Source organism: Methyloglobulus sp. (genome assembly GCF_040079455.1).
Lineage (GTDB): Bacteria > Pseudomonadota > Gammaproteobacteria > Methylococcales > Methylomonadaceae > Methyloglobulus.
The window spans coordinates 1-12,961 of record NZ_JBEBKJ010000001.1 but is presented as its reverse complement, the minus strand read 5'-3'; the positions used below and the strand labels follow the sequence as shown (position 1 = coordinate 12,961).

At 44.2% G+C, this 12,961-nt stretch carries 11 protein-coding genes and 1 pseudogene; 9 read left to right on the top strand and 3 right to left on the bottom strand.

What is annotated here, in order from left to right; genetic code table 11:
- Positions 1-49 precede the first annotated feature (49 nt).
- Positions 50-961, top strand: a complete 912-nt coding sequence (locus ABL924_RS00060; protein ID WP_349025018.1) for a formyltransferase family protein — start codon at positions 50-52, stop codon at positions 959-961.
- A 489-nt stretch (positions 962-1,450) separates the two neighbouring features.
- Here the strand turns inward: ABL924_RS00060 and ABL924_RS00055 are convergent, their stop codons facing one another.
- Positions 1,451-1,597, bottom strand: coding sequence for a helix-turn-helix transcriptional regulator (locus ABL924_RS00055; RefSeq protein WP_349025017.1), 147 nt, complete (start codon positions 1,595-1,597; stop codon positions 1,451-1,453).
- 662 nt (positions 1,598-2,259) lie between these two features.
- On the opposite strand from ABL924_RS00055, the gene rnr reads away from it, so the two are divergent.
- The 6 genes from rnr (at position 2,260) to ABL924_RS00025 (ending at position 9,551) form a co-directional block, all read left to right on the top strand.
- Positions 2,260-4,515 carry a ribonuclease R gene (rnr, locus tag ABL924_RS00050; protein WP_349025016.1) on the top strand — a complete coding sequence of 752 codons (2,256 nt, stop codon included), beginning with the start codon at positions 2,260-2,262 and terminating at the stop codon, positions 4,513-4,515.
- Between the two features lie 300 nt (positions 4,516-4,815).
- Entirely contained in the window at positions 4,816-5,706 is an 891-nt protein-coding gene (gene cysM / locus ABL924_RS00045) for a cysteine synthase CysM (RefSeq protein WP_349025015.1), read from the top strand.
- 33 nt (positions 5,707-5,739) lie between these two features.
- Positions 5,740-5,928, top strand: coding sequence for a type II toxin-antitoxin system HicA family toxin (locus ABL924_RS00040; RefSeq protein ID WP_349025014.1), 189 nt, complete (start codon positions 5,740-5,742; stop codon positions 5,926-5,928).
- A gap of 2 nt (positions 5,929-5,930) precedes the next feature.
- A complete protein-coding gene (locus ABL924_RS00035; protein WP_349025013.1) occupies positions 5,931-6,143 on the top strand; it encodes a type II toxin-antitoxin system HicB family antitoxin in 213 nt (70 codons plus the stop codon).
- 268 nt (positions 6,144-6,411) lie between these two features.
- Positions 6,412-7,329 carry a hypothetical protein gene (locus tag ABL924_RS00030; protein ID WP_349025012.1) on the top strand — a complete coding sequence of 306 codons (918 nt, stop codon included), beginning with the start codon at positions 6,412-6,414 and terminating at the stop codon, positions 7,327-7,329.
- 137 nt (positions 7,330-7,466) lie between these two features.
- The gene (locus tag ABL924_RS00025) at positions 7,467-9,551 is read left to right on the top strand and encodes a C4-dicarboxylate ABC transporter (protein ID WP_349025011.1); all 2,085 of its coding nucleotides are present in this window, start codon (positions 7,467-7,469) and stop codon (positions 9,549-9,551) included.
- A gap of 374 nt (positions 9,552-9,925) precedes the next feature.
- Here ABL924_RS00025 and htpX read toward each other — a convergent pair whose 3' ends face one another.
- Positions 9,926-10,804 (bottom strand): protease HtpX, encoded by an 879-nt coding sequence (gene htpX, locus ABL924_RS00020; protein ID WP_349025010.1) that lies wholly within the window; start codon positions 10,802-10,804, stop codon positions 9,926-9,928.
- 111 nt (positions 10,805-10,915) lie between these two features.
- Between htpX and ABL924_RS00015 the strand changes: the two genes are divergently transcribed.
- Both ABL924_RS00015 and ABL924_RS00010 read left to right on the top strand, forming a co-directional pair.
- Complete coding sequence (locus ABL924_RS00015) at positions 10,916-12,037, top strand: sorbosone dehydrogenase family protein (protein ID WP_349025009.1); 1,122 nt, start codon at positions 10,916-10,918, stop codon at positions 12,035-12,037.
- The gene (locus tag ABL924_RS00010) at positions 12,034-12,624 is read left to right on the top strand and encodes an NUDIX domain-containing protein (protein ID WP_349025008.1); all 591 of its coding nucleotides are present in this window, start codon (positions 12,034-12,036) and stop codon (positions 12,622-12,624) included. The genes ABL924_RS00015 and ABL924_RS00010 overlap by 4 nt, the downstream gene beginning before the upstream one ends.
- An 80-nt stretch (positions 12,625-12,704) precedes the next feature.
- Here the strand turns inward: ABL924_RS00010 and ABL924_RS00005 are convergent.
- Positions 12,705-12,961 (bottom strand): annotated as a pseudogene (locus tag ABL924_RS00005) (hypothetical protein); the annotation flags it as partial.

Below are 12,961 nucleotides of genomic sequence, written 5' to 3'. Positions count from 1 at the left end.
TTTAGCAAACGATAATCACAAAGTTAACATCCAATAAAGGAGATACATCATGAGAATATTACTAATATCATCAGCCTATAACGGCTTATGTCAACGTGCCCATATGGAGTTGGAAGCATTGGGCCATGACATCTCGATAACCTTGGCGCTCAATCCTGACTATATCAGAAAACGGGTGACATTTTTTCAGCCCGATTTAATTATCTGCCCGTTTTTAAAAGAAAAAATTCCGGAAGATGTCTGGAGCAATCATACTTGCCTCATTGTCCATCCTGGCATTGTCGGCGACCAGGGGGCTTCTTCCCTGGACTGGGCGATAATGAATGGTGAACAGGAATGGGGTGTGACCGTGTTGCAGGCTGTGGAGGAAATGGATGCCGGTGATATTTGGGCGACCGAAACATTTAAAATGCGGCAAGCCAGCAAAGCCAGCATCTATCGCCGAGAAGTGACTAAAGCCGCAATCAAGGCGATGCTTCAGGCAGTCGAACGGTTCGAAACCAAGACTTTTACACCTGAACCATTGGATTATTCAAAACCCGATGTGCGTGGTGAGCTGCGTCCCCAAATGAAGCAACAAGAGCGCAGAATCGATTGGGCAAATGACGATGCCGCAACGATTATCAAAAAAATCAATGCCGCCGATAGTGCGCCCGGTGTGCTGGATGTCATCGATAACCAGGAATATTATTTGTACGGTGCCCATCAAGAAAGTTCTAAAACTGTCTGGGAGGGTCTTTTCCAAGGTTGGCAGCCTGGGGCAATCATAGCAAAACGTCACGGTGCCATTTGCCGTGCGACCATAGACGGCGCAGTCTGGATCTCGCACTTGAAGCGCAAGAATACCGCAAAAGTACCGCTCTATAAGCGTTTACTAGCACATGTTCCCTTTTTGCCTCAAGCCGTCTGTCTTGGATTAACTCATCCGCCAAACTCACCGATCTGGGGATTTTTGCCATAAGCAACCATAATTCTTGCTTGGCTTGCGCCTGTTGTTTTGTCATGGGTGTTTCGCCGCGCCTTTGTTTTTGCATTTCTAACGGGTCTTGACCAGCAAAAGCGGGTGTTTCAGGCAAATCCTTAATAATGTCCACCCACAATTCGGACGGTTGCTTGTGTTTGGCGTAAAGGCTAATGAGCCGCTTGATGATCTTATCAAGCGAAATGTGTTCTTGTTGTGCTGTGCCAACTTTTTCAATGTCCGCTTTAATTCTGGTTTAATGGTCAGCATAAAAAATCCTCTTAATTCAAAACACAAACTGTTATCTTGCTGCGCAGCAATAGCCGCTTCAGGGTGGGGCAAGCCCAAACCCTCGGAATTTTTAAAATATTTTAAATCAATGTGATAAAAGTGGTTAATATCAGCGCTGCTTTATTTTGCCCGATAATACGGCAATAGCCAGTTCAATTTTATCCTTCGCCAGGATTTGACCGAATGAAGTAGGCCAACTCAGTGATCCGTCAGGTTCAAGGTTGCTTTCTTTGTTGCAGATGTCGCTGTAGGGGCTCTTTCTGCCCTGACCCAACGCCCCATCGCGCTCAAGGATATGCCAAGATTATCCGCTGCTTGTTGGTGAGTATAGCCGTTTTTATTCACTAACTTTGCCGCATCTTATTTAAATTCAAGCATGTACTTCGGACTTGGCCGTTTCGTTTGTTCTTTCATAGCCACCTCTAATGACTTTATAAATCTGCCTCTAGATGTGTCCCGTTTAATTAAACCATTTCAGTCCGCTAGAGTGTGGCAAGACCAATCATTCCAACACTATATTTTTTTTAAAACGGCAGTTGCCATTTGAGCGCGGAGATAGAGAGCAGAACATTCCTTAAGTGCTATCTACCGATATTACATCTAATTCAGCACCGTAACCTATACTGATGTATATTGCACTTACATGCTGGTATTTTGCGAAATCTAAGATAGTACTAGTGACGAATAGGGGCTTTTTCAATACTTAAGCTGTAAGTGACGAAGAATTTGACTGATGACAGGACAACTAGCAACCGTAAACGGTCTGTGGTCGTCTTAAATAAACTAGGTACTGTACTCAATTAGCCGTAACTTATTGAATATAAAAAATTTTAATAAAGTTGATTGTTTTGTAATCAATTGATTTATATTGAAATATACTTTAATTGAGAACAGCCCCTAGACAATTTCCGTATTTTTAAGTTCTCTTCTCATTAAATCCGTTCGCAACACTTTCACCTTTTGTGAGTTAGCCAAGTGACTCGAACCATTAGACGTTTGGTAAATACATGACATTAAAATCCAAAAAAGAAGCTGCATTCAGCACAAAAAAAGACCCCTACATCCAACGCGAAGCAGAAAAGTACGAACAGCCCATAGCTAGTCGTGAGCATATTCTGCAACTGCTGGAACACACCGGAAAACCGCTGCGCCGCGCCGAGATTGCCGAGGCGTTCTCCATTGTTGACGAAGACCAACTTGAGGCGTTGCGCCGCCGACTGCGGGCGATGGAGCGCGACGGACAGTTATTGTTCAACCGGGTGCAGCAATACTGCGTAGTCAACAACAAAGACTTAATTGTAGGACGCGTTATCGGTCACGCGGATGGTTTTGGCTTCGTTAAGCCGGATGACGGCTCGGATGATCTATTTTTAACGCCGAGAGAGATGAACCCCTTACTGCACAATGATCGGGCAATGGTTCGCATCGTCGGGATAGATAAGAAAGGCCGAAGGGAAGGCGCGGTCGTTGAAATCCTGGAACGGAATACGCACCAGATTGTCGGGCGGTTGTACAAGGAAGATGGTTTTACTTACGTCGTCCCAGAACAAAAAAATATTGCCCAAACGGTTTTAATACACCAAGACGGTGTTGGTAAAGCCAAGCAAGGGCAAATAGTGGTCGCGGAAATTCTCGAACAACCGACCAAACAACGTCAGCCCATAGGCCGAATTATCGAGGTGTTGGGCGACCACCTTGCACCAGGTATGGAAATTGAGATGGCGATTCGTTCCCACGAATTGCCGCACCAATGGCCGGATGAATTACTGGAAGAAATAAAACCACTGACGGCTGAAGTGCCGGAATCGGCAAAAGAAGCTCGCACCGATTTAAGGAAGACAGCTCTGGTCACCATTGATGGCGAAGACGCACGGGATTTTGATGATGCGGTGTTTTGCCAGAAAACTCCCAAAGGCTGGAAGCTGCTGGTTGCCATTGCCGATGTGTCGCATTACGTCAGGATTAACTCTGCTCTAGACAAAGAAGCGCAAAAGCGCAGCACCTCAGTCTATTTCCCTGAGCAAGTGATTCCTATGTTGCCGGAAATCTTGTCAAATGGCTTATGTTCGCTCAATCCTGACGTTGATCGGCTGTGCATGGTTTGCGAGCTGTTTATCGACCAGGAAGGCAAAGTTACCAAATCGCGTTTTTTTGAAGCCGTCATGCGTTCCCATGCCCGTCTTACCTACACGGAAGTCGCCAAAGTACTCGTCGATGGCGATAAGGAACTGATCGCCAAACACAAAACTATTCTGCCACACCTCAAGCAACTGTATGACTTATACAAAGTCATGCGCGTTAGCCGTGAACAACGTGGGGCGATGGATTTTGATACCCAGGAAACCCGTATCATTTTCGGCGCAGACCGCAAAATAGAAAAAATCGTGCCTACCGTACGTAACGATGCCCATAAATTGATCGAAGAATTCATGATTACCGCAAATATGGCTGCTGCGAAATTCTTGAATGCTAAAAAAATGCCCAAGCTGCTTAGGGTACATGACGGTCCCAGTGCCGATAAGCTCATGAACCTGAAAACATTCCTGGGTGAATTAGGCTTATCATTGGGCGGTGGTGATAAGCCAACACCGCTCGATTATATGGTTTTGATCGAGTCCGTTAAAGACAGGCCGGATTGCCATTTGATACAGACTGTATTGTTGCGTTCAATGTCGCAAGCGGTTTACAGCCCAGAATTGAAAGGACATTTTGGCCTGGCGCTGGATGCGTATGCCCATTTCACTTCACCGATACGGCGCTACCCCGATTTGCTGGTCCATCGTGCCATCAGGCATTGCTTACAGGGCAATAAACCGGAAACGTTCGTCTATGGTTTTCCGGATATGATAACGCTGGGCGAATCCTGCTCTGCCAATGAACGCAGGGCGGACGATGCCACCCGTGATGTGGTCAGTTGGCTCAAATGCGAATACATGATGGACAAAATCGGCGAGGTGTTTCCTGGTATTATCTCAGCGGTTACTTCGTTTGGCTTTTTTGTCGAACTTGCCGAAATTTATGTGGAAGGCTTGGTGCATATCAGCAATCTGGGTCAAGATTATTTCCATTTCGACCCTACTAGCCACCAGTTAATCGGTGAACGTACCGGCAATAAATTCCGTATCGGCGACCGCGTTATAGTTAAAGTGGCGCGGGTAAGCTTAGATGATAAAAAAATAGATTTTGATTTGCTGGTTAAACAAAGCGGTGCAAAAGAACCCACCACTGGCGGTAAGTTAATCAGGAAGCGTCGCAAAAAATAACGTATTGATAGGTATTCATACGTATATGGGGCTTCCTGTTTTAGGGATATAGTATGATTCAAGACAAGGATAATTAACAACCGAAAAGCAAAAATCGTTAACTTTAACTCCTTGGACAAAAACGATAGCCAGCTTATTAAGGTAAGTTGGGTTTCGTCTTTACTGTTAACCAAGGATGGTTAACAGCTTTTTAGCATTTATCCTTTGTAAGTTTTTACAAACCCGCGTTAACTAATCCTGCTCATTCCTGCAAGATTTTATGGGATAATCAAAACTGTTTTTGACTTCTCACTTTAATCCATGTCTTATCCTACGATTGAATCTTTTGTCGGCAATACGCCATTAGTCAGGTTACAGCGGTTGCCTGGGGAAACCAGCAATACCATCCTAATTAAGCTGGAAGGCAATAACCCAGCCGGTTCAGTGAAAGACCGCCCAGCCCTGAGCATGATTAAACATGCCGAAGCTAGGGGTGAAATCAAGCCAGGCGACCGATTGATTGAGGCGACCAGCGGCAATACAGGCATAGCTTTGGCAATGGCGGCCGCCATCAAAGGTTACAAAATGACCTTGATTATGCCGGACAATATGAGTTCGGAACGTATCGCATCCATGAAAGCTTACGGTGCGGAAATCATCCTGACCCCGGCGGCAGGCAGTATGGAAGCGGCAATTGATTTATCCAGGGAAATGGAGGCGAATGGCGAAGGACGGATTCTCGACCAGTTTGCCAATCCTGATAATCCCCGCGCCCATTACGAAGGCACAGGGCCAGAAATATGGCGGGATACCCACGGCCAAATTACCCATTTTGTTAGTTCCATGGGTACGACGGGGACGATTATGGGTACGTCAAAATTTCTCAAAGAACAAAACCCTAACATCCAAATAATCGGCGTACAACCGGAAGGGGAATCTAAAATTCCCGGCATCAGGCGCTGGCCGAAAGAATATCTCCCAAAAATATACCAAGCCGAGCGGGTAGATCGGATTATTGATGTCGATCAGGCCTCTGCCGAACAAACTACACGGGATTTGGCTGCGAAAGAAGGTATTTTTGCGGGTGTTTCGTCAGGAGGTGGGGTGTCCGTTGCTTTGCGATTATCTCAAGAACTAAGCGATGCGGTGATCGTGGTGATTATTTGTGATCGCGGGGATCGCTATTTGTCTACGGGTGTGTTTCCGAGTTAGTTTTTCATAGAACAAAGGCGTAAAATTATTCGTATGAAAGTATCTGAATTATTAGGTATTTTGGAACAAGATGGTTGGTTTTTAGTACGCCAGCGAGGCAGCCATCGCCAATTTCATCACACTACAAAATCAGGCACGGTGACGGTTGCGGGTAAACCCAGCATTGACGTGCCGCGTGGTACGTTAAACAATATCTTGAAACAAGCTGGCTTGAAGGAGTAATTATGCGGTATATGGTTATCGTTGAAAAAGGCGAGTCGAGTTACGGTGCTTTCGTGCCTGATTTACCGGGTTGTATTGCGGTCGGTGAGACCGAGCAAGAAGTTATGACGTTGATTCAAGAGGCTATTCAATTCCATCTGGAAGATTTACAAAGCGAAGGGCATCCGATTCCTCAACCTGTATCAAAAAGTACGTTTGTGGATGTGGCTGCATAGATGTAGGATGGATAAGCGCAGCACATCCATCATTCGCCAAGGTTGAATGTCAAGATTGAATTTGATGGATGCGCAATGCTTATCCATCCTACTAACTATTTGTCTACGGGGGTGTTTCCGAGTTAGAAATTGTTGGGATCAATTTGTGAACCCAACAAATTTTGATCGACGCCATGTTAGGGTTCGCTCTTCACCCCAATCTGCCGTATTCATTCTATCAATATGATTTGTATAAACAATATGGGACATTAATTGTCCAATTCAAATTATGGAACTCATAATCAATCAACAAATTTATTATTCAAATAAAGAATCAGTTCCATTGAGAGAAGTAGCTGAATCGTTAATGGCATTAGATGAGGTTTTCAAACAATCATCTTCTATTCTTGAAGCATTATTTCCTGGAACTACGATTGAATCAGTTGAAGTCTTTTTTAACGAATTACAATCAGGCAGCATTTCTGAAGACCTTTTTGTTAAGTTTGTTTTTGGGAGTCAAGAAAACTTAGAAAAGTTTATTGACAATTCAAGAAAGCAGCTCAAGATAGAAGAGCTTGCAAATAAGCCGCTATTATTATCCGCTATAGTAATAACCCTTATATTATCTGCTGGGTATTATCTACTAGATAAGGATAAGTCTTCTAACTTAAATCATAAAATAGCTATAAATGGAAATAACAACACAATAATTCAATTAACAGCTAACGAATTTGATATAGAACCGGAAAAATATAAATCAATAGTCGAAGATGCAATTAATAAAAAATTAACAAAAAATGCGGTCAAGGTAGTGAGACCTGCAAAGTTAGATGAAGATTCATCAATAAAAGTTGGTGTAGATAAAAATCTAGAGATAAATAATGCTTCTGTAAAAGCTATGCCAAGTTATATCCAGGAATCTGAGGAAGAGGATATTATCGAAGATATTAAAGGTATTGAACTTGAGATTAGGGCGATCGATTTAGATAGCAAAAAAACAGGATGGCATGTTGTTGCTCCAAATTTACATGGTAAAAGGATTAAGATGCAATTGGATCCTACAATCAATCCAGATGAACTTTCTAAAAAAAGAAAATTTTTAGCAAATGTTTCTGTATTATTCTCTTTGGAAAACGGAATTGACAAAATACCTAAACTAATCTTTTTAAGAGAAATAATCACAAAAAAATCAAAAAACAAAAAATAAATTCGGAATAAGTACCATAGATTTGCCAGACAAAGTGAAGCTTGTAAGTTGCGGAAGATTCTCCATTTAGCTCGGCACGTCCTACTATGATGTGATTAAAGTCCTCTCGAAAACCATTAAACAAAAGTGACCTGATTTTGAAAGACCCGCAGGTTGATTGTAGTCCCATAATAAAGCTATGTATTTTTATAGCACTTTGGCAAATAGCTAATGCCGTTTATGCGATTGATACAGCCAAACTCGATGCTGGCTCGATAGCGGGCAAAGACTGGAAACTGGAGGGTGTGACTCTTGCGCTTATCGACCTCAACCAAAAAAAGCCACAATTCAAAATGTCGGCAACAAAACTGACGTTGCCCAAACCGTTCAATGACTTTTCCCTTGCGGACATCCGCTGTAATGATTTCACCTGGGATCACGATGAACTGCATTGCAATCAAGGCAGGGCATCTGTCCGTTCTGCCTATTGGCAATCGCCAACGACGAATTTTTCTTTTCACCTTAGCCCGAAACTTAACAGCGTTAAACTGGAAGATGCACGTCTAGCAGGTAGCCGCTTATCGTTAGATGCAGTAATTAACGGAGAAAATTGGCAATGTAAGGTGAAAGCGGAACATATCAGCAACAAGTTGGTAGATAAGCTATTACAATCAAAACCGCCGAAGGAGAAACAAGCACAAGTGAAACTAGGTGGTTTGAATCTAACAGGAACATTTTCGGGTAAGCAAGACACAATGCAGGGTTTTAATTTAACAGCCGAGGTTGAAGGCTTAACTGACCAAACCGAAGATGGCAAAGTTGCCACCGAAAAATTAAATTTACTTACGCATTGGGAAGGCAAAAAATCCAAAGAAGATTGGGTTTGGCAAAGCGAATCTAAACTCACTGGCGGTGCGCTTTATGTCGATCCAGTTTATTTGGAAGCTGGGTTGCAACCTATCGTGTTGAATGCCCAGGGTCTTTGGGATACCAAAACCAAGAAGGCCGATATTCTGTCTTTCACTTATCAACATCCAAATGTTGGAGTATTAAGCGGAAAGGGTGCAGCTTATTACCGTGACGGCATCAAGATTGATAAGGCTGATGTCGCTTTGCATAGTGGTACTTTGCAAGGGTTGTTGACAACCTATATCAACCCGTTTTTTACCGAATCGCCCTTTGCAGGCGTTACCGTTACGGGCGATGTCCAGGCGAATTTCAGCTTTATTCAGCAGACCTTAACGGATACTTCAATACACTTCAGCAAATTGAATGTAAAAGATGAAGCTGGGCGCTTGGCAATCAATGACGGGTCTGGATTGCTTAACTGGTCGGATAACCCAATGCTTATAAAACAATCAGAATTGGCATGGCAGCAGCTTTCCATTAAAGGCTTGCCTATGGGGTCAACCAAAATACCGTTTATCAACCAGGGGAATAGTTTCACCTTGGTTGAGAAAATCAAAATACCGTTCTTGAGCGGTTTCGTTGCCGTCGATAAATTCAGTTGGCAAGCCAAGAAACAGGAAGAACCCGATGTTTCTTTTGCAGGGTCGCTGGATAACGTGTCCTTGGAGCAGTTATCGAAAACGTTGGGTTGGACACCCTTATCAGGAAATATCAGCGGCCAGATTCCAGGTGTTGATTACCACGATAAAACCTTAACACTGGATGGAGAGCTAAGGATTAACGTTTTCGACGGTATTATTAAAGTCAATAACCTTGCTTCATCAGATTTATTCACTGATTTTCCTAAGGTTTATGGCGATATTGCAATAGAAAGCCTGGATTTAGATCAACTTACGAGAAAATTTGAATTCGGAAATATTACCGGCAGAGTGTCGGGAACTATCAACAAACTCATTTTGGAAAACTGGCATCCGGTTTCCTTTTATGCCTGGTTAGGGACACCTGATAACGATGACTCAGCTCACACCATCAGCCAAAAAGCGGTAAAAAATATCGCCAGTATTGGCGGTGGCGGGGCTTCTGATGCCTTATCCAGAAGCTTTTTAGGCATGTTTGAAACCTTTCGTTATGACAAAATCGGCATGGGTTGTTATCTGCATGATGGTGTGTGCCAAATGATGGGTTTAGAGGCAGCCGGGCAGGGTTATTACCTGATTAAAGGCGGTTGGCTGCCGAGAATTGACGTGCTGGGTTATAATCCTCGCGTCAATTGGGATGTACTGGTGGAACGGCTAGGCCGTGTGGCATCGCCGGAGAAGGTGATTGTTCAGTAGGGGGGGTATACCAATTGATGTGTCAACATAAATCCCAACATTACTTCCAAGGTAGCTGGACAACTGGGTCAGTTGTAGGGCATCCTATTTTACCGATACTTACAAGACAAGGTTTTGCCTCAACAGCCTTTACATTGGGGGGCGACTAATGCCAACTATGGTTTCCTAAGTGGGTGTGGGACAAATCTTGCGGTGGGTTTTGTACGGGTTGGCAATCAACTGGTTGTGCATGGATTTTGTGGAAACACCAATACTGAAACCACTCAGTACCAGTTGAGTCTATGTACAGCGACTAATATCTTCCCTTCAGTTAGTAAGCGATTCATATGGTAAATGCCGGACAACCCGCTGTCCGGCATCTATCTAAGCTAGAATTATTTGTTGTTTTGTAATGCGGCAATACGCTCTTCCAAAGGTGGATGGGTCATGAACAGTTTTTGTATGCCGCCACCGTTAATGCCGAAAGCGGCAAATTGGCCGGGCAGTTCTTCGGCTTCATGTCCACGCTGTAACGCTCGCAACGCGCCGATCATCTTTTCCTTTCCCGCCAAGTTTGCACCACCCGCATCGGCATGGAACTCGCGGTGTCTGGAAAACCAGCAGACCAGCATAGAAGCCAAGAAACCCAAAGCAACCTGGGCAATCATCTGTACGATGTAATAGCCCATGCCGAAACCGCCACGTTCATTATCGCCGGATAAGGCGCGGTCTACGACGTGCCCTATAATGGTGGCGAAGAAGTACACGAAGGTGTTAAGTACGCCTTGCATTAAGGCCATCGTCACCATATCGCCATTAGCAACGTGCGTTATTTCGTGCCCGACCACAGCTTCCACTTCATCAGGAGTCATGCTTTGTAGCAACCCCGTGCTGACAGCCACTAAGGCATTATTCCTATTCATGCCAGTAGCAAACGCATTGGCTACAGGGGCTTGAAAAATGCCCACCTCCGGCATACCGATACCCGCTTTCTGGGCTTGTTTGGTGACGACATCAATCAGCCATTTCTCGGTTTGGTTTTGTGGTTGCTCGATAACTTGCACCCCCATCGAGCGTTTAGCCATCATCTTCGACATGGCCAGCGAAATCACGGAACCCGTTACGCCGATGACTGCGGACATCATCAGCAACTGGCCCAGGTCTATCCCCCCTTGGGCGTTAATGTAGCCAGTTAAGCCCAGTAAGTTAAACAGAATGCTAATAACGATCATTACGGCGACGTTAGTAGCTAAAAACAGTAAAATTCGCATCATGGTGTGGCCTCTTGTGTTGTGTTATATAGCCGTTATGGGGATTGAATAAATGAATTCAACGCCCTGTTAGAATGATAAACTGAGTATAAGTTTAGTTGAGGAGAATATTTTATGACACAAACCAAAACCTTACTTACGTTCCTGCTTGTATTTAACACAGGTTTTGGCTTTGCACAACCTGCAAGCCATCAAGATTTACTAAAAAACCTCCATATTCCGGACGGTTTTAAGCTGTCTATCTTTGCCGACAACGTCCCGAATGCGCGTAGTTTGGCATTAGGTGATAAGGGTGTGGTTTTTGTTGGCACGGGCGCATCCGGCAATGTTTATGCCGTTGAAGATGCCAATCACGATGGTGTTGCCGATAAAACCCATACCATTGCTACCGATTTGTACATGCCGAATGGCGTGGCTTACAAAGATGGCGCTTTATACGTGGCGGAAATCAACCGTATCATCCGGTATGACAATATTACCGAATCCCTAAGTAAGCCGCCAAAGCCATCTGTAGTTTATGATAAGTTGCCGTCAGATAAGCATCATGGCTGGAAATACCTGCGTTTTGGCCCAGATGGCAAGCTTTACACCGCCATTGGTGCGCCTTGCAATATCTGTAAACCCGAAAAGCCTTACGCTTCCCTGATACGCTTAAATCCAGATGGTAGTCATTTTGAAATCATTGCCACAGGCATCAGGAATACCGTCGGTTTTGACTGGCAACCCGAAACAGATTCCTTGTTTTTTACCGAAAATGGTCGAGATTTATTAGGCGATGACGTGCCGCCAGAGGAATTGAATAATTGGACGAAAATGGGTGAGCATTTTGGTTATCCTTACTGCCATGCTGGCGAAATTCTTGATCCAGAGTTTGGTAAAGGTAAAAGTTGCAAGAAATTCACTGCACCTGCCTGGAAATTTAAAGCCCACATAGCACCGCTAGGTTTACGGTTTTATCGCGGTGGTGCATTTCCCGCTGAATATAGAAATCAGCTATTTGTTGCCCAACATGGTTCCTGGAATCGCACTAAACCGGATGGTTACCGCATTGCTTTGGTTCGTTTCAAACAGGGCAAACCCGTCTCGGAAGAGGTTTTTATTGACGGCTGGCTAAGTAAAGATGACAAAATACTTGGCAGACCAGTGGATATTTTGGAACAACCAGATGGCAGTTTACTTATCTCAGACGATCAGTTTGGCGTTATTTACAAGCTTGAATATCAAGGTAAAAAATGAAAAAACAGTTTGAAATCGTTAAAAAAGACGTGGTTTATAGCGGCTTTTACCAAATGGAAAAATATTACCTGAAACACACCTTGTTTGGCGGTGGCTGGAGCGGAGAGTTCAGTCGTGAACTGTTCCGGCGCACCAATTGCGTAGCGGTTTTACTGTACGATCCCGATGCCGACAAAGTCGTGTTAATCGAGCAATTCCGCATCGGTGCGGCAGCAAACCCTGAACGTGCTTGGTTAGTGGAAATTGTCGCAGGCGCAATTGACGAAGGTGAAACCCCCGAACAGGTTGCCCACCGTGAATCTAAAGAAGAAGCGGGTTGCGATATTTTGGAGCTTATATTAATTAACCGCTTTTACACCACACCGGGTGGTTCTTCGGAACAAATTAGCCTTTTTTATGGCAGGGTTGACAGCACCCAAGTCGGCGGAATTCATGGTCTGGATCACGAAGATGAAGATATTTTGGTATATACCGTGCCTTTTGACGAGGCTTATAAAATGTTGGATGAAGGTAAGATTGAATCAGGGATACCGATTATTGCTATCCAGTGGTTAGCGTTGCATCGGGAAGGTTTGCGGCAAGGTTAGTGCAGAACAAGTAGCTTTATGACTTGGATATTCAGTCGATGGAGTTAAGTTAAGCGATCTAGTTCCTTCTCCCTTGAGGTTTACCTACACGAATGTAAGTAGGACAACGCAGGAGCTCGCTCGATTACCCGATTATTGCCACCGGTAAAGCCAAGATTGACCGGAGAAACTAGTAGTTCAACCCAACTTTCCCACTGGTTTTGCTGGATGCAATCTTGAAGCAAGGCGACCGCTTCCAATCCCGTGCCATTCTCCCAAATTACTACATGGGCTTCATTACTATCCCACAATTTACAATGAGCAAGTGAATGCAAGCAATTAATCGTAACCTGTGTGT

Coding starts and splice junctions, on each gene's coding strand:
- ABL924_RS00060 (WP_349025018.1), top strand. CDS start 50: ATGAGAATATTACTAATATCATCAGCCTATAACGGCTTATGTCAACGT.
- rnr (WP_349025016.1), top strand. CDS start 2,260: ATGACATTAAAATCCAAAAAAGAAGCTGCATTCAGCACAAAAAAAGAC.
- cysM (WP_349025015.1), top strand. CDS start 4,816: ATGTCTTATCCTACGATTGAATCTTTTGTCGGCAATACGCCATTAGTC.
- ABL924_RS00040 (WP_349025014.1), top strand. CDS start 5,740: ATGAAAGTATCTGAATTATTAGGTATTTTGGAACAAGATGGTTGGTTT.
- ABL924_RS00035 (WP_349025013.1), top strand. CDS start 5,931: ATGCGGTATATGGTTATCGTTGAAAAAGGCGAGTCGAGTTACGGTGCT.
- ABL924_RS00030 (WP_349025012.1), top strand. CDS start 6,412: ATGGAACTCATAATCAATCAACAAATTTATTATTCAAATAAAGAATCA.
- htpX (WP_349025010.1), bottom strand. CDS start 10,804: ATGATGCGAATTTTACTGTTTTTAGCTACTAACGTCGCCGTAATGATC.
- ABL924_RS00015 (WP_349025009.1), top strand. CDS start 10,916: ATGACACAAACCAAAACCTTACTTACGTTCCTGCTTGTATTTAACACA.
- ABL924_RS00010 (WP_349025008.1), top strand. CDS start 12,034: ATGAAAAAACAGTTTGAAATCGTTAAAAAAGACGTGGTTTATAGCGGC.